17 protein-coding genes are annotated in these 25,629 nt (G+C 62.3%); 5 read left to right on the top strand and 12 right to left on the bottom strand.

The genetic code is table 11. The features are described 5' to 3' along the window. Positions 1–8: 8 nt before the first annotated feature. The 4 genes from ACVOLI_RS05525 to ku all read right to left on the bottom strand — a co-directional run bounded on the left by ACVOLI_RS05525 (position 9) and on the right by ku (position 4,329). Positions 9–1,613 carry an ATP-dependent DNA ligase gene (locus ACVOLI_RS05525; protein ID WP_481533840.1) on the bottom strand — a complete coding sequence of 535 codons (1,605 nt, stop codon included), beginning with the start codon at positions 1,611–1,613 and terminating at the stop codon, positions 9–11. Further along, positions 1,613–2,638, bottom strand: coding sequence for a ligase-associated DNA damage response exonuclease (locus ACVOLI_RS05520; RefSeq protein WP_481533839.1), 1,026 nt, complete (start codon positions 2,636–2,638; stop codon positions 1,613–1,615). Before ACVOLI_RS05520 ends, ACVOLI_RS05525 begins: the two co-directional genes overlap by 1 nt. Positions 2,639–2,792: 154 nt before the next feature. Next, entirely contained in the window at positions 2,793–3,350 is a 558-nt protein-coding gene (locus ACVOLI_RS05515; protein WP_481533838.1) for a GIY-YIG nuclease family protein, read from the bottom strand. Between the two features lie 73 nt (positions 3,351–3,423). Then, complete coding sequence (gene ku, locus ACVOLI_RS05510) at positions 3,424–4,329, bottom strand: non-homologous end joining protein Ku (protein WP_481533837.1); 906 nt, start codon at positions 4,327–4,329, stop codon at positions 3,424–3,426. Positions 4,330–4,786: 457 nt separating this feature from the next. Here ku and ACVOLI_RS05505 point away from each other — a divergent pair, with 457 nt between their 5' ends. Continuing rightward, positions 4,787–5,611: an AraC family transcriptional regulator gene (locus ACVOLI_RS05505; RefSeq protein WP_481533836.1), complete on the top strand. Its 825-nt coding sequence runs from the start codon at positions 4,787–4,789 to the stop codon at positions 5,609–5,611. Between the two features lie 179 nt (positions 5,612–5,790). Further along, a complete protein-coding gene (locus ACVOLI_RS05500) occupies positions 5,791–6,711 on the top strand; it encodes an alpha/beta hydrolase family protein (protein WP_481533835.1) in 921 nt (306 codons plus the stop codon). A gap of 779 nt (positions 6,712–7,490) precedes the next feature. Here the strand turns inward: ACVOLI_RS05500 and ACVOLI_RS05495 are convergent. The 4 genes from ACVOLI_RS05495 to ACVOLI_RS05480 all read right to left on the bottom strand — a co-directional run bounded on the left by ACVOLI_RS05495 (position 7,491) and on the right by ACVOLI_RS05480 (position 13,711). Then, positions 7,491–8,879, bottom strand: a complete 1,389-nt coding sequence (locus ACVOLI_RS05495) for a CehA/McbA family metallohydrolase domain-containing protein (protein WP_481533834.1) — start codon at positions 8,877–8,879, stop codon at positions 7,491–7,493. 76 nt (positions 8,880–8,955) lie between these two features. Beyond that, positions 8,956–12,024 carry a TonB-dependent receptor gene (locus ACVOLI_RS05490; protein WP_481533833.1) on the bottom strand — a complete coding sequence of 1,023 codons (3,069 nt, stop codon included), beginning with the start codon at positions 12,022–12,024 and terminating at the stop codon, positions 8,956–8,958. A gap of 113 nt (positions 12,025–12,137) precedes the next feature. After that, entirely contained in the window at positions 12,138–13,184 is a 1,047-nt protein-coding gene (locus tag ACVOLI_RS05485) for a FecR family protein (RefSeq protein ID WP_481533832.1), read from the bottom strand. Positions 13,185–13,186: 2 nt separating this feature from the next. Next, a complete protein-coding gene (locus tag ACVOLI_RS05480; protein WP_481533831.1) occupies positions 13,187–13,711 on the bottom strand; it encodes an RNA polymerase sigma factor in 525 nt (174 codons plus the stop codon). Between the two features lie 377 nt (positions 13,712–14,088). On the opposite strand from ACVOLI_RS05480, the gene ACVOLI_RS05475 reads away from it, so the two are divergent. After that, positions 14,089–14,736: a DUF2306 domain-containing protein gene (locus ACVOLI_RS05475; protein WP_481533830.1), complete on the top strand. Its 648-nt coding sequence runs from the start codon at positions 14,089–14,091 to the stop codon at positions 14,734–14,736. Between the two features lie 287 nt (positions 14,737–15,023). Here ACVOLI_RS05475 and ACVOLI_RS05470 read toward each other — a convergent pair whose 3' ends face one another. The 4 genes from ACVOLI_RS05470 to ACVOLI_RS05455 all read right to left on the bottom strand — a co-directional run bounded on the left by ACVOLI_RS05470 (position 15,024) and on the right by ACVOLI_RS05455 (position 22,057). Next, positions 15,024–16,532, bottom strand: a complete 1,509-nt coding sequence (locus tag ACVOLI_RS05470; RefSeq protein ID WP_481533829.1) for a putative bifunctional diguanylate cyclase/phosphodiesterase — start codon at positions 16,530–16,532, stop codon at positions 15,024–15,026. A 100-nt stretch (positions 16,533–16,632) separates the two neighbouring features. Continuing rightward, the gene (locus ACVOLI_RS05465) at positions 16,633–17,940 is read right to left on the bottom strand and encodes a DUF389 domain-containing protein (RefSeq protein WP_481533828.1); all 1,308 of its coding nucleotides are present in this window, start codon (positions 17,938–17,940) and stop codon (positions 16,633–16,635) included. Between the two features lie 125 nt (positions 17,941–18,065). Next, complete coding sequence (locus tag ACVOLI_RS05460) at positions 18,066–18,386, bottom strand: hypothetical protein (RefSeq protein ID WP_481533827.1); 321 nt, start codon at positions 18,384–18,386, stop codon at positions 18,066–18,068. A 95-nt stretch (positions 18,387–18,481) separates the two neighbouring features. Next, on the bottom strand, positions 18,482–22,057 hold the full coding sequence (locus tag ACVOLI_RS05455) for an ATP-binding protein (protein WP_481533826.1): 3,576 nt from the start codon (positions 22,055–22,057) through the stop codon (positions 18,482–18,484). Between the two features lie 114 nt (positions 22,058–22,171). Here ACVOLI_RS05455 and ACVOLI_RS05450 point away from each other — a divergent pair, with 114 nt between their 5' ends. Together ACVOLI_RS05450 and ACVOLI_RS05445 are read left to right on the top strand one after the other, a co-directional pair. Beyond that, the gene (locus tag ACVOLI_RS05450) at positions 22,172–22,813 is read left to right on the top strand and encodes a response regulator (protein ID WP_481533825.1); all 642 of its coding nucleotides are present in this window, start codon (positions 22,172–22,174) and stop codon (positions 22,811–22,813) included. A gap of 413 nt (positions 22,814–23,226) precedes the next feature. Beyond that, positions 23,227–25,629 (top strand): ESPR-type extended signal peptide-containing protein (locus tag ACVOLI_RS05445; protein WP_481533824.1); only part of this gene is annotated, 2,403 nt, incomplete at its 3' end.

Here is a 25,629-nt window from a genome sequence, read left to right as displayed (position 1 = left end):
GCCGGCGCTCACTGCGCCACCACACGCAGGTTCTCAAGCACGTCGGCCTCGTTGGCAGCCTTGTCCCGGCGCCAGCGCAGGATGCGCGGAAAGCGAACTGCCACCCCAGACTTGTGCCGCGCCGACAGATTGACCGCCTCGAAGCCCAGTTCGAACACCTGCAGCGGTTCAACCGCGCGTACCGGGCCAAAGCGCTCGGTGGTATGCGCTCGAATCCAACGATCAAGTTCAAGGATCTCCTTGTCGCTCAAACCTGAGTACGCCTTGGCAATCGGTACCAGCTTGTCACCATCCCAGAGGCCAAAGGTGTAGTCGGTGTACAAGGTACTGCGCCGCCCATGACCGCTCTGTGCGTAAAGCATCACCGCGTCGACGGTTAGCGGATCCACCTTCCATTTCCACCAGTCGCCGCGTTTGCGCCCATGTCGATACGGCGACTGCAGGCGCTTGAGCATGAAGCCTTCAACTCCGCGCTGGCGCGCTTCATCGCGCAGCTGCGCGGCGGCATGCCAATCCTGAACGTGGATCTGCGGCGAGAGTTGCAACAGAGGCGAGTCGTGTCTGCTCAGCAGTTCGGCCAGCAACTGCCTTCTCTGCTGCAGTTCCAGTTCACGCAGATCCCGCCCATCCAGCTCCAGCAGGTCGTAGGCCATCACCCGCACCGGTGTCTGCGCAAGCACCTTTGGTTCGGGCTTGCGCCGCTGTATGCGGGTCTGCAAGGCCGTGAATGGCAGCGGTTTGTCCTCATCGCCGCGCCAGGCCAGGAGCTCGCCGTCAATGACGGCATCCTGGCCGAGCCGCGCCAGGTCCGACTCGATTTCCGGGAATCGCCCGTCCATGCGCTCCTCCCCGCGCGACCACAACACTATGTCGCCACCGCGGCGGATCAGCTGTACACGGATCCCGTCCCACTTCCACTCCAGCAACCAATCTTCTGTGGCTCCCAATGAGTCGGGTTCGCCCTCCAGGGCGGAGGCTAGGAAGAAGGGATATGGCAAAGCGCTATCACCGGGCTGTGGCCCGCCTGCGAGCAACGCTTGCATGAAGCCCACAGTTGGCGAGCTGAAGCTGAGCATGCGTTGCGCTACCAACGAAACGTCCAACCCCGTCAGTTCCGCCAGCGCCTGCTGCACCAACCCCTGTGACACCCCGACCCGCAACGCGCCGGTCAGCAGCTTGTTGAAGACAAACCGTTCACGCATCGGAAGCTGACGCCATGCGTCGACGATTACCGCCCGGCGCTGTTCCGGCGGCGCGTTGGCCGCCGGCAGGAGGCGCTGTTGGATCCATTGCCCAAGCCCCATTTCCACCGCTACAGCAGCTGGATCATCCAGCAACAAGGCCAGCGTTTCCGCCAGATCACCCACCTGCTCATAACTGGCTTCCACCAGCCAATCCGGCAGCCCACTCTCCTGCGCCACCCACTGCCGCAGTTCGGCACTGCTGGCGATACGCGCTTTGGCCCCGCCGACCTTTCCCCCGGTCAACAACCACAACGCCCATACCGCATCTCCAATCGGCGCAACTCGGAAGTAGTCGACCAATGCGGCGCGCTTCTCCAGCAGCGAGGTACTGCGGTCCAGTCGCTGATACAACGCAGCGAATGCGCGCATCAGTCCTCCTCGCCCCGCGACAGGGCAAAAGTGGTTGCCGTCAGTCCCTTTTCGTTGAGCGCACGAACCAAGGCATCGGTACTGCCGTGGGTAGCAATCACATGGCGCGCATCGGATTGCTGCACGGTCTGCAGCAGCCCAGGCCAATCTGCATGATCGGACAGGACGAAGCCGCGGTCATAGTTGCCACGGCGGCGGTTGCCGCGCAGTTGCATCCACCCTGAGGCGAAACCCTGCTGGGCACGGCGGAAACGGCGTAGCCAGCTGCTGCCTGCTGCTGAAGGTGGTGCGATGACCAGACGCCCGGCGAACTCCGCTCCGCGTGCTTCGTCGGCCACGCGTTGGGTCTCAATCATGGCAACGCCGGCGCGTCGATAAACCTGCACGCCCGCATCGACTGCGCCGTGCAGCCAGACCGGGACTGTCTCACCCATCGCCAGCAGCTCGGCAAGCACCCGCTGCGCCTTGCCCAAGGCGTAGCAGTAAAGGATGGCCGCTTCGCCATGCTCGGCACATTCATCGCGCCACGCAGCGATCTCGGCGATAACCGCTGAGGTTTCAGGCCAGCGATAGATCGGTAAGCCGAATGTACATTCGGTGATGAACGTATCGCAGCGCACCGGTTCGAATGGCGTGCAGGTCGGATCCGGCTGACGCTTGTAGTCACCGGAAGCGACCCACACCTGCCCGTCCACCTCGATCCGCACCTGGGCAGAGCCCAGTACATGGCCTGCCGGGTGCAGAGACACCGTCGCCGCCCCCAACCTGAAAGGCTCGCCGTAGGCATGGCAGATGTAGTGCTGGACACCGAGGCGCCACTCCAGGATAGGCAGACCGGCGGTGGCAACGTGATAGCACCCCATGCCTGCCCGCGCATGATCGCCATGCCCATGCGTAATGACCGCACACCCGACCGGTCTGGACGGATCAATGTAGAAATCACCTGCCGGGCAATACATGCCTTCAGGTCTCAGTACGATGAGATCGCCGTTCGCCACGCGCGTTCCTACGATTGAGCTGACCACAATCTGACATGGCGATGGTAAGACTTCATGAGGCCCTGCCTTTCGCGCGTCACGCAGAAACAACGTGAGAGGTTCGGAATATGGCGATCGCCCAGATAGTTGGCGATAGCCAATGCCGACAAAGCGGCTGATTGGGCGTTTGAACGAATTTCGATCATGAGGGCGAAAGGCTGTTGCGCCTATGCCACGCCTGCAGGGATGGCGAGACCACGCCGTCCAGTGAAAGCCGCATCACGGCGCAGGCGTCCAACGCGTCCCGCAGCGCAGCCAATACCGGATGGGTCCATGCCGCAGGCCAGTTTTCTACGGCTCCAAGCTCTGCGACCACGCGACGCTCCAGCCCATCCAGTTGGTCGCGCCAGGGCAGCAACTGGTCGGCAATCCAGTTCGCTAACGGAGCGTGAACCTGAAATCCCTGCGCCGCCAGTTGCTCCCGCGCGTCTACCAACTGCAGAGAGGCGCCGCGAAACCATTCCGTCCTGCCACCGGCGCGCGTAGGCACTTCGATCGGCGCAGGTGCTGCATGGAGTCTCAACAGCCGCTTCAAGCGAGTTTCCCAGCTACGCGCTTCGCCTATGGATTCGGCCTCCACCAACCAGCCTTGCGTCAGATCGAAGAAGTCGTAATACCTGCGGGAAAATGCCTGCAACCGAACCAGAGGATCCCGCGCGATGCCCAATTTGCCAAAATCCTCACCAGCAACCGGAAACATGTAGAGAAACGTCCGTCCCCGCGGGCCGGTACCCAGCCCCTCTAGTGGCACGATTCGCCTATTCATAGGGCTGTCAGGACGTCTTGCGTACCGCCTTTTTCGCGGCCTTCTTCGCTACCTTCGCGGTCGCCTTCTTGGCAGGTTTTTTGGCTGCCGACTTCTTTTGGGCGGGTGTACGGCGATTGCTCTCCAGACTCTTCTGCAGCAGTGCCATGAAGTCAACGACATTGGTCGCGGCATCTTCGTGACCGTCCGCTTCGTGCTCCACGATCTTCGTGGTGGCACCTTTCGCTTTGATGCGCTTCTTGATGATCGCCTCCAAGCGTGTACGGAACTCGTCGTGATATGTCTCCGGCTTCCAATGCGCCTCCATGGATGTAATGAGATCCTTGGCCATCTGCATTTCCTTCGGCGCGATGCGATAGTCACTGGGCTTGCCGGTGGGTAGCTTGTAGTCGTCCGGTTCCACCAGCTCCTGCGGGTAACGCAGCATCATCAACACCAGCGCATCATCTTCAGGAACAACGGCACACAGATACTCCCGCGTCCGGATCACTACCCGCGCGACGCCGACTTTGCCGGTGCTTTTCAGTGTCTCACGCAGCAGCACATAGCCCTTTTCTGCCTTCTTGCCAGGCACGAGGATGTACGGCTTCTCAAAAAACCGCATGCCAATCTCTTCGCGGTCGACGAAGGCTTCCACATCAACCGACTCATGCGTCTGTGGCGCAGCAGAAGCAATATCCTCTTTCTCGACCACCACGTAGCTGCCCTTGTCGTACTCAAATGCCTTGACGATATCCTTCCAGGGCACCTCTTCACCGGTATCGGCATTCACTCGTTCGAAACGGATGGGCTTCTTGTCGCGGGAATCCAGCATGCGGAAACTCAAATCCACACGCCGCTCGCCGGACATCAACGAAACAGGAATGTTCAACAAGCCAAATGACAGGGTTCCAGTCCAGATAGGGCGTGCCATGGCGACCTGCCGATGAAGGTGAGTCACCACGCTGGCCAAGTCGACCTAAATTTTCTGTGAAGACAAGTAAAAAAGCACTGAATTCACCCGCCTCAGCGGCTCCCGAAGAGCTCGGCAGAAGTCACTATCCCTGACATGAAGCCGAAACTCTTCACAAAACGAGAACGCAACCTTTACCCCCGATAACGCGCCCTAATCACTTGCGCAGCAGCAGTTTTGCTTGATGCCGCGACCCTCGAGCAACGCAAACACACGCCTCTGGAGTTGTTCTCGGATCAATTGAGCTGCACTACCCGGTGTCCGAGCGTCAACGCCGCCAGCCCAAGGAAGGCGCAGCGGCCCACTGACCTCGATTCGCGCTGCTCACCCACACCGCGCACCAACAGCAAGATCCCGCAAACGCCCTTCCCCTCCCTGCGTTACGCTCCCACCCAGTCACTGGTACGGAACAGGCGTCATGGGTGCGGCACGCAAGGCCTTGTGGTACATCGAAAGCCACTTTGCCGAGAACCCCTCGCTGGCCCAGATCGCCGAGGCGGTCGAACTCTCGCCGTTCCACCTCTCACGCCTGTTCCAGGTCAGTACCGGGACTTCGATGGCGCGCTACCTTCGTGTGCGTCGACTTACCGAGGCGGCGCGGGCGCTGGCTGCTGGCAGCGAGCCCATCCTAGATGTCGCCCTGGCCGCAGGCTATGCCTCGCATGCTGCCTTTACCAACGCGTTCACCGAGCAGTTCAAGCTGCCCCCAGAACAGGTTCGCCGGAACGGTCTGCAGGGCCTCGCGCTGTTGGAGGCGATCAAGCTCGACGCCCCGCCCCTGCCCTGCGAGGTGGAGCCGGTACATCGCCGGCAGGGCCCGCTGCGCGTGGCGGGCATCCGCGCTCGCCACACCGCCGCTACAGTGGCGTCCATTCCCTCGCAATGGCAGCAGTTGGCGCTGACCCAGGAACTCGGCAAGGACATTGCCTTCGGGGTCTGCTGCAACCGCGATGGCGAGGGTGCCTTCGACTACATCGCCGGCATGGAGATCGGTGCGAGCGCTGCCGTGCCTTCGGCGTGGCATGCTGTTTCCATTCCGGCCGGGGACTATCTGGTGGCGTGGCATGCGGGCCATATCTCGACCATCCGCTCCACCTGGTATTGGCTGTTGAACGACTACCTGCCCCGCTCTGGCCTGAGCCTCGCCGACGCACCCGACTTCGAGCGCTATGACGCCCGCTTCGACGACCGCACCGGAAACGGCGGCGTGGAGATCTGGCTGCCGCTATCCGACCTGAGTTGATCCAAGGAGACCCATTTGTGCGAGTAGTGCCCTACACATTCTTCCTGCTGACCTGCCTGTTCGCGCCGCGGGCAATGGCGGCTGCGCCCTCGCCCACCGTTGGCGAAACCCATGGCGTGGCGCACACGCCCAGCGCAGCAGTCCGCGATGCCGGGCACAGCGACCAGGTGCGGTACACCGTGTGGTATCCGGCGCAGCCAGGTGTGCAACAGCAGCCACTGGTGATCGGGCCGCCGGGTGCACCGCTGTTCGTGGCGGGGTCTTCTGCCGTCGATGCCCCCGTTGCGCCGGGTCGCTGGCCCGTACTACTGCTGTCACACGGCAACGGTGGCAGCGCCCGCATGATGGGCTGGTTCGGCACAGCCATGGCGCAATCAGGGTATGTAGTGGTCGCGGTGGACCATCCCGGCAACAACGGTGTGGACGCGATGACCGAAGCCGGAAGCATTCTGGTGTGGAACCGGGCCGATGACCTCGCTGTAGCATTGGCTGCAGTGCAGGCCGACCCGGTGCTGGCTCCGCATGTGGATGCGGGCCGGCTGGGGCTGGTGGGATATTCTGCCGGTGGGTTCACGGCTTTGGTCGCTGCGGGCGCGCGGCCGGACATGTCCAGGTTAGCTGCTTTCTGCAAGGCATCGCCTAAGGATGGGGTATGCATGCCGCAGGCCGAGAATCCGGAAATGACCCTTGAGCGGCGGATGGCGGCGGCTGCTACGCCGGCGCTGGCACCGTGGGTAGCCAGGTCGGCGGAGGATCGCCGCATTCCAAACGTTCGCGCTGTGCTCCTGATGGCACCGGCAATCGTGCAGGCATTCGAGCCGGGTGAGCTTGCACGGTTGGAGGCTCCGCTGTCGGTGGTTGTGGGTGAGTCTGATGCGATTGCCTCGCCCGCGACCAACAGCAAGGGCATTGCCGAGGCAAATGACAATGCACGACTTCAGGTGCTCCCCATGGTAGGTCACTACGACTTTCTTGCGGAATGCACGGAGCTGGGCCGCGAGCGGCTAGGAAAGCTGTGCGAGGTGAATGCCGACAAGCAGGCTACGCATCAGGCAACGATACGGCAGGCCAGGTCGCTGTTTGATTCCGCGCTTCGGTAACTGCACACCCGAAGTTGCGCTTGGACCATCGCCCGCATTGGGCATCCGACACATGGAGCAATCCGTATTTCACATAAAAGTGCCCACGCGGGTTGAGCATCCATGTTGACGTTCATGGGCTCTTCTATGCGCAGCAGCTATCGCCACACCACCCAAAGCAGGATTCCTTGCGTGGCGACACTGCATCGCATCGCCCATATCCTCCAGGCAGAGTCCATTCCGCCACATGGCGCGTTGTTGCTTGTTGCCGGCAGCGATCTGGAGCTCATTGCTTTTGCCCCGGTGCAGTCTGGCTGGTGTTTTGTTGTCGCCCCGCCCTCCGCCGTCCACGCACCTTGGATGGTCCGTTGGCTGTTACAGACTTCGCCTCCTCCACCGGGTCTGGGACCAATGAAGGCTGCATCCTCTGGATCTTGGCGTAGTTCTTGCGCGCTTGCGAGCTCGAAACCGTAATCCAAGGCCTTGATGGCGAGACCGCCAAGAAATAGTCCGGCGCCCGCTCGACGGACCCCCCATCTACAACTTCTTCGATTGAGCGGGCGATCGAAGAACTGAATCGCCCGCCCGTAAACGAGAACAGCGCAACCATGGAGGTCGCCGGAAATAGCTCCCAATTGCTATCGACCTTGCCTGTCGAGAACTGCCCTTCCCTCCCCAATACAAGCATTCCAGATCGGGCTTTGAACGGCTCATGCTTTCGACAACAACGAAGAGAACGCTGTTAGTCACTTTTTTCGCCGGCAAGGCTGCGTGGGCCACCCTTGAGAACGCGGGCCTGTCTATGTCTGTTCGGCCCCCAAAACCCTGACGAAGACTGGGTTCGAGTAGAACCACAGATCCTCCCAGGGATCCTCGCCAGGCTCGTCCAGCAGCGCCTCGACGGCTCCGCTGCTATTCCCCCGCACCCGCACGAATCCGCCTTGCGAGGGCACCGGTAATGACCAACGCGCAACGATCCACTCGCCTTCGAGCACCCAGGTTGTCGCGTCGAAGCCACGACGTTGCATCTGCAGGCTGCCGTCTTCGCGCTTTCCACCCACAATCAGTTCGATGCGCTTCAATACTGGGTGCCGCCCATTCGCGTTGGCGTTCGTCGGCTTCCGTATCCGCGCTTCCACCTGCATCGGTCTTGAGGCGGCTAGCGTCACCGAATCGCCCATGGATCCGGTGACGTTTCCATCCGTCACCTTGAACTCAAGTGTGTCGATCAGGTCTCCGGTGACCGTGAACATGCGGCCGTGACGCAAGCCATCGAGGATGTCTTCGGCGTCGGGGCGCGCCAGCACATAGGTCTTGCTGTATTCCCCAGGGTCATAGTCACGTCCACCGTCGCGCAAATTCACGTGCGAGTCTGAGTTGGCGGTTATCCAGAATCGAATGCCGTCCGCCAGCATCTGGTCCCAGATCCCACCCACCTGCGCGGTCATCTGATCGTAGCCGCCCATGGTTGGGGCATCGGTGTTGCGGTACAGGCCCCGCTCGGAGCGGATGGCCTGATGTCCGGGTGCGCCTTCCATGCCGACCAGCACTTTCGGCGCGGTCGCATGCCAACCGCGCAGTTCTTCTGGACTTACTTCCCCCCACACGCCGAGACCGCTCGCGGTGCGCGACGGGTGGTTGACGAACATCAGCGGCGCAGGGCTCAGATCCCGCAGATAGGCAAGTGCCGCCTGCATCTGCGCTTCGGTGTCGCGGCTGCCCTGCAGCGGCTCGCTACGGCTGAAGTCCCGCTCAGCGGCAACCAATTGCTCCATCTCCTGCGGGCCTGGCGCGATGATGAGCGAGGCGTGCTCCCCCGCCGGCACATCGAATTCCATGCCATTGAACTGGATCACCTCCGGCACATCGGCACGTGCTTGCAGCAACGCGGGATACGCGTGGTCGCGGGTTACCGCGGAGTGACCCGGGCCGCCATGATCGGTGTGGACCATCCAGCGCAGTCCAAACGCTCTGGCCTGCGCGGCATTGTGGCTGCGGCTGTAGGGTGAATCGCCGCCGCGAACTGGCGTCGGCGGTGTCGTGCTGTGGTCCCAGTCCACGCTCCATTCGCTGTGCACATGGTGGTCACCGGCCAGCCATTGGCGGTCCGTATCGCCCACAGTTGAAGCAGGAGCGCACACCGCAGGGACCGACGCTGCGAGCAGCGCCAGCATCAAGGATTTCTTCATTGCATCGCCTCAGAAAGCGTACAGCGGCATGCGGATACCTGATTGGTCCGCATGCCGCACAAAGTTGAGCCGTTGCTTAGAAGTCCGCGCGCAGGCCAAGGCTGATGCGGCGACCCGAGGTCTCGTCCATGGTCGGGAACGACGGGTCCATGGTGTAACCGCTGGTCCGTTCGTTGGTGAGGTTGATGCCTTTCAGGCTGACCTTGATGTTGTCGGTGATGCGGTAACCGATCGATACATCCATCTGGCCATAGGCATCGCGCCAGATCGGGTAGAGGTTGTAGCCGATCGATTCGACGTACTCATCCTTGTGGTTGTACGACACGCGGGCATCGAAGCGGTCGTTCTCGTAGTAGGCGGTGAAGTTCCAGGTCTTCTCCGACAAACCTGGCATCGGCGTGCGGATGCCAAGGGCAGACTCACCAGCCAGCGAGCTGTCCAGCATGGTGTAGTTGGCATTGATGCCGAAACCATCCAGCCAAGGTGTGAACATGTTCAACGGCAGCTGCGCAACGAGCTCGATGCCGTCGACTTCGTACGCTCCCTTGGCGTTGACCGGCTGGTACACATCGAAGTCGTAGATGCCGTTGAGGCTGCCGTTGGCGTTGTACACCGCCACGTCCTCGACCACGCCGGTCAGCGAATTGATGACTACGCCATCAATGTTCTTGCGGAAGTAACTGGCGGCGAACAGCGCACCGTTGTCCATGTACTTCTCCAGACCGATCTCCCATTGCTTGGCGTAGGTCGGCTTCAGCGCCGGGTTGCCGTCGGTGAAACGGTAGGAGCTCCAGCTGGCGGTGCGCTTGTACGCGATATCGGTCAACGCCGGGCGCATCATCACCTTGGAGGCGGCCGCTCGCAGCAGCAGGCCCGAGGAAAGCTCGGCGGTCATATTGAAGCTGGGCAGCAGGTCGTCGTAGCTGCCGTCCTTTGATACCGGACTGTCGGTATAGCCGGTGCTGCCGTTGGGAAGCTGGATCGGGTGATAGCCGAACGAATCGACCTTCGTATCCACGTAGCGCGCGCCGGCGTTGACGGTGAACGGCACCTTGCCCAAGTCGAATGCGAAGTCGGCCATGGCATAGAAGCTCATCACCTTCTCGTCGACCTGGTAGTACTGGCCGGGGTCAAAAGGCGTGTAGAAGCCATCGTAGCGAAAGGCGTTACGCGCGTAGTCGTTGGAAATCTGCTGCCAGTTCAGCCCCTTGTTGGAGTAGCTGCCGCCCGGGACGATGTCGCCGATGTACTGCAGCGGACTGTCGGCCATCGTGCGGGTATTGACCCAGGCTGCGCTTCCGGCGGTCGGGCCGGTGATCTTCAACTCCCCGTACTGACGCTGCTTGGAGCGATCGGTGTAGCGCGCGCCGAACCTGACCGTGTGCAGTGCGGGCAGGAAGGCCATGTCCAGCAGGCGGGTGACATTGACCTGGCCGGCGTACTTGTCGTCCTTCACTTTTTCCAGCGTGGTCTCATACGCCTCGAACAGGTAGCGTCTGGGATCGTTGTACATGTCAAAGCTGCCGGCCGCGGCGGTTGGAATCGTCTCGCCGCTGCTGCCATTCCAGCGGGTGCGCGAAGGCGCATACGCAACGTGTTTGAGGTTGGAAGAGTCCGAGGTCTTCTCCGCGCCGGAATAGCCAACCAGCGCATCCACGTACCAGCTGTCGCCCTTCCAGTCCAAGGCCAGGCTGTACTGGCTGTAGTCGGTCTTGTTGATCCGCTCCTTGCTCAGCATCTCGTGCTGGGTCGCGGTGTAGGAGACATCGCGCAGCACCACCATGCCGTACTCGGACAGCGTAGTGGCGTCGTACTCGTGGATGGTGTCGAAGGTACTGCGACTGGAGGCGGAATAGGCCGCCGCGTCATACTCGTCCTCGGTGCTGTCGTAACCGCCGACCATCGCATCGAACGTCAGGCTGAAGTTATTGCTTGGCTTGTACTGCAACGAACCGGTCGCGCCCCACTTGTCCTGTTCGTTGAGGTAGACGCGGTCACCGACCTTGTCCTGGAATACCACCAGGTTGGTCTGGCTGGCGTCATTGCGGTCGGTGATATTGATCCCTGCATCGCGCAGCAGCACGGCCTGCGCCTGCGTACCGCGGGTGCCGGAGGCAGTCAGGAAGCGTGAGGAGGGGCGGAAATTGATACCCGAGGTCGAATCGGTACGGTTTGTACGCTTGGACTGCGAGTAGGACACCAGCGCACCCCAGTCGCCCCAGGTGTCGGCGGCGAGGAATGCGAAGCGCGGATCCACCTCTTCCGAGATGCTGTTGTGCGCACCCTCGGCGGAGAACACCAGCTTGCGCTCGTTGTAGTCGAACGGCCGCGCGGTGGAGATCTTCACCGAGCCTGCGATGCCGCCCTCCTCGTCCGCTGCAGTAGGAGATTTCTGCACAGTCACCTGCTGGATGATCTCCGAGGCGAACATGTCGAATTCCACATCACGTCCGCCGCTGCCCGACGCCGTTGCCAGGTCGTTGATCGAAACATGGGTATATTCCGAAGGCAGGCCGCGCACATTGACCTTTGTGCCCAGGGCCTTGCTGCGTTCGATGGTCACACCGGGGACGCGTTGCAGTGCCTCGGCGAGGTTCTGTTCGGGAAAGTCGGCCACATCGGTGGCGACGATCGAGTCGGAGAAGCCAACGGTGGCGCGCTTGATGTCCACTGCCTGCTCAAGGCTGCGGCTGTAACTGCCGGTGACCTGGATGGTTTCCAGATTGGCAGCTTCCGTTGCGGGTGCATCAACACCGCCCTGGGCCAATGCCGTACCCGGCCCCGTCATCGTGCCCGGTGTCGCCAGAGCGGATATCGGGCCTGGCGAAGCCGTGTCCTGCGCTTCAATGGTGACCGTTGTGGCATTGAGATAGCGATAGCGCAGCCCGGTGCCGGCCAGCACGCGGCTTAGCGCCGCGTTTGCGCTCAACCCCGCGGGAATGCTCGGCGTGCGGGGATTGCCTGCACTCTGGGCGTTGTAGACGAACTGCAGGCCGGTCTGCCGTGACAAGGCGTTGAGCGCCATGTCCAAGGGCTGCGATGCGATGGCTTCGCTGGCTACGCGGTCCGGTTCAGCGGCGTTGGCACCTGCCGTGGCAGTGACGTGTAGCGCAAGGGCAATGGAAAGGAACAGTGTGCGGCGCATCGTGGGATCCAGTGAGGGAATGGCGGTGGTCACAGAACAGGTTTGTCCCTGCTTTCCCCTACTACGAGTGCGCAGCGCGCCGATCGGGCACCGGTTTTTCAATGAATTTTTTCTTACAGCGCCTGCGGCGCGCGCGGACGCAAGCGCACATGGATACCGTCGGAAGCACGCCGCGTCATCAGGGTTGGTTGCTGGCCAAGGAACGCGCGAAGCGATTCCACGTCATCCACGCGCAGGTTCCCGGTGAGCCGCAGTGCGCCAGCGTCCTCACTCACGTGCAGGCGTAGCGTGTTGCGCCTGTTGAAGCGGTCAGCCACATCCCGTAGTGACTCGTCCCGGAAGACAACCCTGCCCTTCCACCAAGCGGTCATGCTGGCGGCGTCTTCCTGACTCACGCGCACACGTTGGTCGCGATAGTCCACCTGTGCCGCCTGCCCGGCGCCAAGGTTTGCAAGCATGCGCCCGTTGCCCCCATCGCCGCGGACATGCACGCGCCCCTCGCTCACGGCGATACGGGCCTGCTCCCGGAGCAAGGACACATCGAACGTGGTGCCGATGTCGGTCACCTGCAGACCTGCGGCATGTACCGAGAAAGGACGGCGATCCTTGCCGACCACGAAGCTGGCCTGCCCACGTTCCAGCTCAACGCGTCGTCCCAGCAGGGTCATGCGAACGGATATCTCGCTTTCCGCATCCAGATGCACCAAGGTGCCATCTGCGAGGGTGATTTGTCGTGGCGCCGCATGTGCGGCTGCGTAGTGTCCAGTACGAGGCCAGGCCAGGGTTGTGATCAAGCCAAGACCAAGACCCAGCATCAGCGCCGCCGCAACCGCAATGCGCGGTCGCCCCCGTGCAGGGCTGATCTTCGGTACCGCAGGCTGCGCACGCGGACGCGGTGAAAAACGTACTACGTTATGGTCGTTGCCTGCAGGTGCGGGGGCTTGTAGCAGCGACTCCACGTCGACGGGCATGGCGCGGAGCGCTTCCCCAAGCGCACCGGCCACTTCGCTGATCGCCATGTATTCGCGCAGGTGCTCCGGAGAGACCAGCAACCACTGCATGAACTCGCGCTGCTGCGACGGGCTGAGATCGCCCTCACGCTGCAGCGCATGCCAGTTCGCGGCGGCAACGGTCAGCGCCGACGGATGTTCCACGGCCATGCTCAGCGGCCCCTAGCCGGTTCGGCCATGACGCGGCGACACGCCGAGAGGCCGCGAACTACATGCTTCTTCACCATATGCGGTGATACGCCCATGCGTTCGGCAATCTGCTTGTAACTCATCCCATCGCGGTACTGCATGACCAGAACCGCCCGGGTGTGTTCGGGCAGCGTCGCAAGCAAGGTCTGCAGGCGCTGGCTACGTTGTTCGCGTTCGGCGGCGTCTTCCACGCATTCCCCGCTGGCCAGGCTTTGGGCCGCGCCCGTGATCTCTTCGATGGACAGCGTCGACCAGCGCCGGCGAGCGGCCTGCTCGCGCGCGAGGTTCTGCGCGACGGTGAACAGATATGCCTCAGGATTGGCAATCAGCTCACCCATGCGTTCGTGGGCATGCAACAGCCGCAGATAGGTTTCCTGTACCAGATCCTCTGCATCCTGCCGCGCACCACGCCGCACGAAGAAGCCGCGCAGCAATGGCGCATGGTCTTCGAACATACGCGCAAAGCGCCGTCTTGCCTGCTCGGCCACCTGCCTCGCCCTTACCCCTGAAGTGCGCCGCAAGGTAGGCGCCGCATGTTACGAGCACATGACTATCACCCTTTTCGTTGGCCTCAAACACCGACATCCAGGTCAATTCGCACCATCCCAACCGCGCTCGACCTCCGCTATCGGCCTGGAGCAGCCAATCCGGGGGACCGCGCCTGGACGAATCAGGGAGTGTTCGTTGTCGCTCGACCCGTGCTCCCCTGCTCCGTCAGCGGTAGCGCGCCTTCGTCGCCCCGAGTCGCTCCTAGTCGCAATCTGTTTGCAGCCCAGGCGGCGGTTGCAACAAGCTTGGCCTGGGGAAGCGGACCGGCAAGCAGACATGCTCTCCGGGGCGCGGACATATTTCTTGGGGCTGACACATGCACTTTGCAAACATTGCGGTTCACGTCGTGGCCGGCTCCATCGCGCTCGCGTTGGGCTTCCTGATCCTGCTCAGGGAAAAAGGAACGGCCGGTCACCGGCGGCTTGGACGCGCGTTCTTCTGGATGACGTTGGTGGTCTGCTCAACGGCCGCCATCGGAACGATCTTCTTCCGGTTCCTGCCCGCATTCGCGGTGCTGAGCCTGCTGGTCCCGTATCAGCTGTTTGGCGGCTGGCGTGCGGTGCGCACGCGGGAAAGCGGGCCAATGAAGATTGATGCGGGCGCGTTGCTGATCGCACTGACGCTTGCCTTGCCTTTGACGCTGGAAGTGTTGGGGCATGGCCGTCGGTTGGTGGCCGTTGACTATTCGGCGGTAGGGACGCTTTGGTTGATACTGGCCTACGACGCCATCAAGTGGACGTTTCCCCGAAACTGGTACCGCTCGATCTGGCGGTACGAGCACAGCTATAAAATGACGGCTTCGGTATTTGCCATGCTCTCGGCATTGATCGGGAATGTCGTTCGGATCGGTCAGCCCTGGTCCCAGTTGGCTCCTTCAGTGATCGGCCTGGTGGTCATTGCCTGGTCTTTCTTCCGACTCGGGAAACGGCAGATGCATGGCGAGGCTGCACCGGGCGGGCGGTGATTATGTGGATGCGGTGCGCCGCGTTCAGGTGATCAGCGTCGCCGCGTTGTGCAGGCCGAAGTACAGCTCAGCGCGAAGCGTCATGGCGCACTTGGACGAAGAACTAAAGGGCCGGATCACGACGTGCCTTGCGGGCGTCTCGCGCCAGGGATACTCACTGACGGCCGGCACGTTGCGGGTATGGGGAGTCCCGACAACGCAAAGGGTAAGCGTCGGCTCTTCAGCCCGACGCCATGTTTTCTGTAAAAGCTCCGCGAGGCCTTCACTATTCGCCCCCCGTTGCCACCTCAACCTTCCAGTAGCCGATGCAGTACGTCTTGTTCGTCGCCGTGCCGCGCGACCAGCGCTGGCACCTCCTCTGCCCGTATAGGCCTGCTGATCAAGTAGCCCTGAATCACGTCGCAATCCATTTCGGCCAACAAAGCCTGCTGTTCTTCGGTCTCCACGCCTTCTGCCACAACCTGCAAACCGACGGCTTTGGCGAGCCCGATGATCGCCCTGACGATTGCGTCACTTTCCTGGCACTCACCAATGCAGCTGATGAAGCTACGGTCCACCTTCAGTTCCTGCACTGGAAACCGCTTCAAGTGCGAAAGACTGGAATGGCCAACACCAAAGTCATCCAATGAGATACGTACGCCAACTGCAGACAGCTTGCGCAGCGTCATCAGGCTCAATTCGGCATTTCGCATCGCACTGGACTCTGTGATCTCAATACACAGATCCTCCGGCGCCAGTGAGTGACGCGCCAGCGCATCAAGCACATCCGTGTAGAATGACGTGGAGTTGATCTGGAACACGGACGCATTGACTGACATGCGCCAGTCCACAACGCGCTCGCTGCCCCATTCCTGCATCTGGCGGCATGCTTCGTTCATTACCCAACGACCAATATCAACGATCATTCCGGTCTTCTCAGCCAGCGGGATGAAGTGGTCCGGCGACACGTGGCCATGCTCGGGGTGGTTCCAGCGCAGCAATGCTTCCACGCCTGTCACCCTGCCGCTCTGCACGTCCAGCTTCGGCTGGTACAGCAGGAAGAACTCGTTCTCGCGCAAGGCACGGCGCAGGTCTCCCACCAGCAGTTCCACTTCCGACACGCTGGCGTCCATCAAAACATCAAACACCGTGTAGCGGTTTCTTCCCAGGTGCTTTGCCTCGGCCAGCGCAATGCTTGCTTGCGTCAGCAGGCGGCTACGTTGGCCTCCTGCAAGGGTCTCCATGGCGATGCCAATGCTGGCAGATACGTCGATCTCCTTGCCATTGATGACAAAGGGCCGCTGCATCTCCTGCATCAGCCGCTTGGCGACAGTCTTGGCCTGCCCCAGTTCTTCAATCTCGGCAATTGCCGCGAACTCGTCACCTGCCAGTCGAACGATCAGGTTTCCCATGCGGATGCCCGAGCGCAATCGCAGGGCGATGGACTTCAGCAGTTCATCGCCGAAAGCATGCCCATGAAGCTGGTTGATCGCGCTGAACCCATCCACACCAATTACCAGTACCACCTTGCGCTGACCTTGCTTGCCATGCGCCCGCAGCTGTTGCTCCAGGACCAAGCGACCAGGCAACCCCGTCAATCGATCCTGTAGTGCCAATGAGTGCTCAGCGGGCACAGGTGTGGCGCTCGACGCCATTCCGATGAAGCCGGCCATCTGCCCCTGCAGGGCAGCGCGATGAACCCGCCTGGCAAGCAGCGGGAAGCACAGGAGGAACGCAAATACAGCGCTTGTGCCGAGTACCGCAAGCAAGCCAACGTTGACCGCCGGGGCAAAATTGTAGGTGGCATTGGCAATCATCTCGATCTCCTCGCTGGGCCTCCAGCCTCGGATTGGTGTTTCATTGTTGCGTTCGGCGTCCTCGAGCTAAATACAACAAGTACGAATTCAGGACCGCGTGTCACTCTGCAGGCGCAGCAGGTGCTTGCTCCTGGTTGCGCACGACAACTGTCCAGCCGGGCAGCTGCTGCTGGAGTCTCGTTTCCCAGGATTGGGTGTCATCCTTGCTCAGCACCATGGCGGTCCGGGGGCGCACCACCGCTATCCTTTCCTGCTCGGCGACTTCCACGGAGACCAGCTGGTCAAGCAACTGTTTGGCCACTGCGTCGCCATTGGAACGTGCCATCGATTCCTTCGCTGCGTCGGCGCTCAATCGCGCTTCTATGGATGCCACCTGCCCACGGATCCGGTCGATATCGGCCATGCCGTTCTGCAGGATGTCACTGGCCTCCAGGCTCTGGTGCAACTCCACCAGAACATGGCGCCCCAGTTTGGTGCTGATCTGGCGCTGTAGTTCGGATTCGGCCAGGGGAAGGTAGTGCGGTACGAAGGCCACAATGCTGAACTGCGGCACCTCTCCTCTTGGATCCACGTGGAAGCTGTCTATTGCACCGCCATGGCGCGCCAGATATGCCTCGGTTTCCACGCGCCCGCTGTTGCCCACCCAGGTGGACGCGGCAATGCCCCGCAACGCGATGCCCAACGGTACCGCAAGCACCAGAAAGGTCACTGCGATCAACGCCGCCTGCCATGCGGTGTGCTGGGGCGAGTTCTGCATGCCGAAGCCGTACCACTTCGCAACCAGCGTCACGCTTAGTGCGATGGCTAATAGATTCGTCATGAAAAGAAAGAACGCGTTGCCGGCAATGGTCATGCTGCCAACGGCCAGGCCATACCCGACCACTGCCAGCGGCGGCATCAAGGCGGTGGCTATAGCAACACCGACGATCGTTTCACCCTTGCGGGTAATGGCAGCATAGGCGCCTGCCAAGCCGGAAAATACCGCAACCATCAGGTCGAACAAGGTCGGCTGCGTCCTGGCCAGAATCTCGCTGGTGGCCTCGCGGATCGGCGACGCCTTCACAATCAGGTAGGACACCAGCAGCGCCAGTGCCGTACCGATCAGCAAAGCGATCAAGGCACGGCGCATCATCCTGAAATCAATCACGCACAGTGAGAAACCCAGCTGCATGATGGGTCCCATCAGCGGCGAGATCAGCATCGCGCCGATGACTACCGCCGCCGACGACTGCAACAAGCCAAGGATTGCAATACCACAGGACATCATCGCCATGAACAGATAGCGCGGCGTTGCGGTACCTCCATCAAGCACGCTGGCCACAACGACATCGTGCTCGACGGAGGCAATGATATGGCTGCTTCGCCATTGGCTGGCGCGAGACAGGAACGGCATGAGGAATGGGGACATCGGAGTATTCACAGACAGAGATAAGTAATGCCTCACCGAAGTGAGGCATCGTCGATGACATCAGGATCGAACAGCGCAGTACCCACCCGCACGCTGGCAGGGTGACCTGGCCGATTCAGACGACCTCAGCTGCGTGAGCGCAACAGCTGTGTGCACGGTGTTTCTGGCGCCTGCCGCAGACCCATGCGCTCGATTTCGAGTGCCAACAGCAGTTCCAGATTGTCCAGGCCATCCCGGATGCGCGCGTTGGCCTTGCGGTCGTCGTGGCCACAGTCCAGATGGGCTTCCAGCAGCGCCCCGAGCAGCGGGAACAGAACCTCGCCCTCGGTACAGGCGGACGACTTCAACAAAGCCGTCAGAGCGGCCCTGCGCGTCGTGGCCGCCGTGGACAGCCGGGCCGAAGTGGTAGTCGAAGCGGCGTTGCGGAGGTTGAACACGTTGTTCATGGGGACTCTCGCCTGCGCCTTGGGCGCGCTGGGTGACGGGAGTTACACCTTGCCGCCTGGAGTACGGCATTCCCATGCAACAAATACGAAAACACTCAATCCTGCAGTGTCTTCATGTACTGGCCCAACGCTGTACGCAGTTCGCTCAACTCGCTCTGATGCAAGGCGATGCCTTCAGCCTCTACTGCATGTTGCAGATCACGTACACGATTGGCCAGGGCGTCGGCGCCAACGGCCCCCAGGCCGCCGGCAATACGATGCAGGTGATTGCCCAAGGCCACCGCATCCTGTGCCTGCAGGGCGTCCTCCACCGCTCGTAGATCGGCATTTGTTGTGCTGACGATACTGATGATCAACTGGTCTGCCGCCTGCGCGGAGCCAAACCGGGCAATCAGCGCCTGTCGCGCATTCGTGGTTGCCATGTCGGGCACCGCAGGGGATTGCCCGGCGGCTCCCGTTGGGCCGGAGTACTGCGTGTCCGCCGGGACCACATCCCGCCCCTGGTCGGCATCGGCCTGCAACCAGCGCGCCACTGCTTGTCGCAGGATCGGCAAGGGGACGGGCTTGGCAAGGAAATCGTCCATGCCCGCCTCACGGCAACTCCGGGCCTCCTCGTCCAATGCGCTCGCAGTCAGCGCAATGACAGGCAAGCGGCGGCGACGCGGATGCTCGCTTTCCATGCGACGTATCCGGCGTGTCATCTCATAGCCATCCATGCCTGGCATGCGGCAGTCGGTGATGACCAGATCGAACGACCCGTGAGCCAGTGCTTCCAGCGCCGCTGCGCCGTCGGCGACCACGGTATGGCTCAGCCCCAGCTGTTGCATCCGCCAGCGCATCAGATCTTGGTTGGTCGGGTGGTCTTCGACGATCAATACATTCTTCTCTGACCAATGCGCCGGCAATGGTGTGGTGTCCCCCATCTCCGATGCTTCGCCGAGCTCAACCTCCCTTCCCAACATCGGCAGCCACACACTCAGGGAAACTTCGGTTCCTTCTCCCAGCGTGCTCTCCAGCGCCAACTGGCCTTCCATCAAGTCTGCCAAACGCTGGCAGATACTCAGGCCCAAACCAGTACCGCCGTAGCGACGCGTGGTCGATGACTCGGCCTGGATGAAGGGGCTGAACAGATGCGCTTGTTGGTCCTCCGGTACACCGATGCCTGTATCACGCACTGCCAGGCGAATCCGTTGCGCGCCAGGGCGCTCTTCCAGCAGGTCCAGCAGGATGGTGACCTCTCCCTGTGCGGTGAACTTGATCGCATTGCTGAGCAGGTTGAACAGTACCTGCCGCAGACGAATGCCATCAGCCATGTGCCGTTGCGCCACCCGCGGATCGATACGGTTGCTCAGCTCAAGCCCCTTGGTCGTGGCCTGGGTCATGAGCATCTGCTGGGCGTTGTCGATCTTCTGCCGCAGACTGATCGGCGTGGCTTCCAAGGCCAGCGCGCCCGCCTCCATCTTGGAAAAATCCAGGATGTCGTCGAGGATCTGCCGGAGCATCTGCGCGGAGTCCTCCAAGGTGGCAACGACACGTCTTTGCTCACCATCCAGCCGGGTATGGGACAGCATCTCCAGCATCCCCAGCACACCGCTCATCGGCGTGCGTATTTCATGGCTCATGGTTGCAAGGAAGCTTGCCTTCGCCTCGGCCGCCTGCTCGGCCGCTGCCTTGGCGTCCTCCAGCGCCTGTGCCTGGGCACGCGCCTGGGTGACGTCGATCCAATAGCCACTCCACTGCAGCGCGCCATCATCGGCGCGGTGTGGTTGTGCGCGCGAGCGTATCCACTTCCAGCCTTCGGGCGAGCGCACGCGAAAGTCCGCGGCGATGTCATCGAACGCAGCTGCCGCGCGTTCCAGCTCCGCGGTCACCTGCGACTGGTCGTCAGGATGCACGCGTGCGAACAACTCGCGTTCGTTGTGGAGCGCCTGGGCCACCTCGATTCCGAACAGCGACAGCATGTCGCCGGCAATATAGGGGAACGAGAACTCCCCCTCGGCATTGCACCGTGCCTGATAAACCACGGCAGGCAGGCTACCGGTGACTTCCGCCAGACGCTTCTCCACCAGCCGGCGCTGCTCCACCTCGCGCCGCAGCCGCAGGTAACCGACGGCATGCACCGTCCCCGCCGTCAGCAGCACCAAGGCCAGCGGCACTGCCCACTTCAGGAAGGCTTGCCAATCGAACCTGGACCGATACTCCACGGCCATCCAGTCCGTACGGATGGCCTCGCGCTCGCGCGGCGTCATGCTCATCAACATGCGGTCGAACGCCGATGCCAGCGCCGCATGTTGCGGCCGTACTGCCAGCGCGAGCCGATCTTCCACGCCTGCCGGGGCTGCGATATGCAACTCCCCGGCGTAGTGCTCGCGCAGGAAGCGGTCCACAACGGCCAGGTTGCCGATGTAGGCATCCGCCTTGCCCGTGTGCACACGCTCCATGCCCTCCTGTGCGGTTGCCACCTTTACCACAATGGCGCCAGGCGCCTGGGCCTGCAGCAGCGGTGCCAACCGGTCCGGATCGGAAAGCGCTACCCTGCGCCCGTCCAGATCACGCATATCAAGCACGCTGTCGTTGTTCCTGCCGACCACGATCACGTTGGAAACGGTCAGGAAGGGCTGGCTGAACACCCAGTCATCACCGAACACCGCCGCGTCATTGGGCACGCCCAGCACCGCATCCAGGCGACCGTCGCGCATGGCGTCGCGGATGGACTGCCAGCTGTCCAGTGACAGCGGTTTGAGCTTGTCGGCGCCAGCGGTGCGGAACTTCTCAAGGTAGTCGCCGGCAATGCCGCTGGGCTGCCCTTCCTCGTCCACGAACGAAATGGGTGCCCAGGTCGGCGCGAAGCCGATGTTGAGCGGCAGCGCGAGTTGGTCGCGCTCGCTGGCGGTCAATGCCAGCTTGCCGCTACCTAGCCACTGCAGCGGTTGCAGCCAGTGCGCCCGGATCGCCCGGTTGCGTGCCTCGGGAAGGGAATGCAACGCAATATCCAGCGCCTCGGCCAGGGGCTGCTGCGCATTCGGCACACCGAAATGCAGCGAATCCGGCGGTAGGTCGCTCTGCCGCTGCAGCCCGATACGGGTGATGCCCGCCTCGGCGATCAGCGCGGTGGCCACATAGGCATTGCCCAGATAAACATCGGCCTGCCCGTCGCTGACCATCTGCAGGGCCTCACGGGTGGATTGCGCCTGCAGGTGCTGGGCGGTCGGATAGCGCTCGCGGGCGGTGACGCCCAAGGAGAAGTCCCGCTCAGTCACCAACCGCAGTCCGGCCAGTTCTGCATCGCGTGCGGCACGACCATCCTGCAATCGACTCACCAGCGCAACCGGGGCGTCGACGTACGGGCGGGTGAAGACCATGCAGCGGGTGCGCTCGGCGGTCAGGGCGATGTCCATCACGACATCCACCTCGCCGTTGCAGGCCGCCTGGATCACCTCGGCCCAACTGGCATAGCGCCGGGTAGCCACTTTCAGGCCCAAGCGGCTGGTTGCCTCCACCAGATAGTCGTAGGCCAGGCCCTCCACCCGGCCATCCTGCACCCGCTCGAAGGGCAGCCAAACGTTGTCGTACAATCCGACCGTCACGGTGGGATGCGCCTTGAGCCATTCCCGCTGTTGCGGCGACAGCGGCAAAGCATCACTCTGCGCGAACGCAGGCAAGACCAGCATCGCGGCCAGGCACAAAACGACGCAACGGAGGAAGCAATGCAGACGCACCCCGGCCGACCTCCTCATAGCTGCAAGCCCCATCCTGCCCTCCCAGTCCTCATCCGATAACCATCCATGCGCCTTCGCATCATTCTTGCCGATGATCATCCCGTCGTCCGCATCGGCGCACGTGCGCTCATCGAAAGCAGCGGCGTGGGTGAGGTGGCCGCTGAGGCCAACAACCCCGACGAACTGCTCCAGGCATTGGAAGCGCACCCGTGTGACGTGCTGGTGACCGATTTTGCCATGCCCGGGGGCCAGCAACCCGATGGTTTCGCCATGCTGGGGCTGATCCGCCGCAAATACCCCGACCTTCCCATCCTGATGCTGAGCATGGCCAACAACCTGGGCATCCTGCGCATGGTGGTCTCGGCCGGGGTGCTGGGCCTGATCGACAAGGCATCCTCCTTGGACGAGCTGCCACAGGCATTGCAGACCGTGCATCGGGGTGCACCGTATGTCAGCAAGGGGTTGAAGGAACGCATTGCCGAACTCGGCAGCGAGACCGTGGCCGCCGGTGCCAAACAGCCCTCCCCGCGCGAAGCCGAGGTATTGCGCCTGCTGTCCACGGGTCTCTCGGTGACCGAAATCGCTGCCCAGCTGAGCCGCAGTGTCACCACCATCAGTCGCCAGAAGAGCGACGCCATGCGCAAGCTGGGGATCAGCAATGATGCCGAGTTGTTTGAGTACCTGCGCAATGAAGGCATCTCCAATTGATGGGCTGAAGTCACAGGCCAACCACGCATCTCTCTTCATTCGTGTCGAGAAGCAAGGTATCTGACTGCTGCTGATGCTCTATGCCGCGACGGCGCATGGATGGCAATACAACTAGTTGTATTTCCGCTGCTTCTTGATTGATGTCACTGTTCCCCACCGGCCCCCAATCGCTTGGGGGCTTTTTCGTAGTTCTTGCATGTTGACGGTTCCTGCTGCTGCGGAAAATTCAACCCGTGCCAGATAACCGTGCCTCCCGTACGGAACTGGCCCGCCCTCCAACGCGACGCATTGCACGTATGAATGCACCTCGCCGAGGACCACGATTCGGGCTCGCTACATGCGCCGGGATCGCGGGTTGAGTCGGTAACGACACAGCCGGGCCTCGCCAAGCGCATCAACTACGAGGAACCGCCATGAACAAGATCTATCGCATCGTTTGGAACCATGCTGCCGGCCAGTGGATGGTCGCTTCCGAGCTGACCAAGGGCCGCGGCAAGCGCGCCCGTGTACGCCGTGCGGCCTTGGCCGTCGCTCTGGCTCTGCCGTTCGGCGGTGTGCTGGCTGCCGAGGTGTGCACGACCGACGCAGGTATCGCCGGCAACGTGGACGAACATGGCGCTTGCGTCGTGGAGAACACCGCGTTTGGTGGCATCGGCGTGATGGGTGCTGTGGACGGTGGTACGGCCACCGGCACCGACGCCGTGGCAGTTGGTCCGAACTCGCAGGCCATAGGTGGCCGCTCTGTCGCTGTGGGCAATGGCGCGGTTGCCAGAAATCTGGCCAATGTCGCCATCGGCGACCGGGCCAACACCGATGGCTTCAATGCTGTCTCCATGGGCTACAACGCCACTGCCAACGGCAACTACACCCTGAGCCTGGGTGGTGGTTCCACCGCCACTGGCGGCCGTGCCACCGCCGTCGGTACCGATGCGGCTGCATCCTTCAACAACTCCACAGCTGTGGGTAACGCTGCCAAGGCGAATGCGGCCTACTCCACAGCTCTGGGTGACTCCGCACAGACCTCGGGCATCGCCTCCAGCGCCTTCGGCAACAACGCCAACGCCAGCGGTTTGAACGCCAATGCAATCGGTGGCAACTCGCTTGCCAGCGGATCCTACGCTGCTGCCATTGGCCACGAGAGCAAGGCAACCAACGCGAATGCGATTGCGCTCGGCGTGTTCGCCGCGGCCGGAGCCGTTGACGGCAACGGAGACCCGACTGGTAGCAACCAGATTGCCGTGGGTACCAGCGCGCAAGCATTGGCCGACCGTTCCATCGCACTGGGTGCTGGCGCCACCGTCGCTGTCGAAGCCCAGTACGGCATGGCACTTGGTCGCTCCGCTACGGTGACCGCTACCGCCGTGAACTCCGTCGCCATAGGCCAGGCATCGGTCGCTGACCGTGCCAATAGCATTTCCTTCGGCACCAGCATCGATCAGCGCCAGCTGGTCAATGTGGCCGCCGGTACCGAGAAGACCGACGCAGTCAACGTTTCCCAGCTGGACGACGCCAAGCTGGAACTGGGTAGCCAGATCAACGACGTCGCCAACGACCTGACGGACGCCAGCCGCTACTTCAAGGCAAACGGTGCCCTGGATGATAGTGATGATGCTGTGGCCGGCGGTAATAACTCCGTAGCCATCGGTGCATCTGCCAAGACGGCCAGCGCCAACAGCGTGGCTTTGGGCGCTTCAGCTCAGACCGTGGATGTCAATGCAGTGGCTATCGGGCGTGGTGCCACCACCACTGCCGGCAGCGCCAGCGCCATTGCCATCGGCAACGGCACCTCGGCAACCGGTCTGTCTGCTACTGCCGTCGGCATGGGCGCATCGACCAATGCCAACGAAGCCGCCGCGTTCGGCACCCGAGCCAGCGCATCGGGCGTGGCCTCGGTTGCCATCGGCTCAAACGCGCAGGCCGTGAACGCCAACGGCGTAGCCATCGGTAGCGGCGCCAAGACCGCCACCGGCAGCGCTGGTGCCATGGCCATCGGTAACGGTGCAAGCGCGGCAGGCGTGTCGTCCACGGCCGTCGGCGCCGGCGCCGTGACCAGCAACACCGAAGCCTCCGCCTTCGGCAGCCGTTCCAGCGCATTGGGCGACGGCGCGGTCGCCGTGGGCAGGCAGGCCTCGGCGGTCCAGTTCTCCACCGCGATGGGCTCCAATGCCACCGCATCCGCGGTCTACTCCGTAGCCATTGGCCGCCTGTCTTCTGCATCAGCCAACTCGGCCATCGCCATCGGCATGCAGGCCAACGCCAGCAATGGTGGCGCCATGGCTGTCGGCTCCGGCGCGGTGGCATCCGGTGATCGTGCAACGGCAGTGGGCCCCGGTGCCCAGGCGCAGAATGCGTTCTCCGCTGCCTTTGGCCGCCATGCGATTGCCTCGCACGATGAAGCGGTGGCCATCGGCCATCAGTCCACCACCGACCGTGCCAACAGCATCTCCATCGGCAACGCAAACGTGCAGCGCCAGCTGGTCAACGTGGCGGCCGGCACCGAAGACCATGATGCAGTCAACGTATCGCAGCTCAAGGCACTGGGCCTCGTCGACCAGGATGGCGAGATGCTGAACGCAGTCGTCTACGACGCCGATGACAAGGGCGCGGTCAGCTTTGCCGGCGCCAATGGCACCGTGCTGAAGAACGTGGCCGAGGGTGACGTATCTGAGGACAGCAAGGAAGCCGTCAACGGTTCGCAGCTGCACGCCACCAATGAGCAGGTTGCGCAGAACACCACCAACATTGCCAACATTGATAACCAGGTCACCAACATCGACGGCCGCGTGACCAATCTGGAGGCGGGTTTCAACGACGGC

The organism is Stenotrophomonas sp. STEN029 (assembly GCF_056760015.1).
The sequence above is the reverse complement of the archived record's forward strand: the minus strand, read 5'-3'. Positions and strand labels throughout refer to the sequence as shown.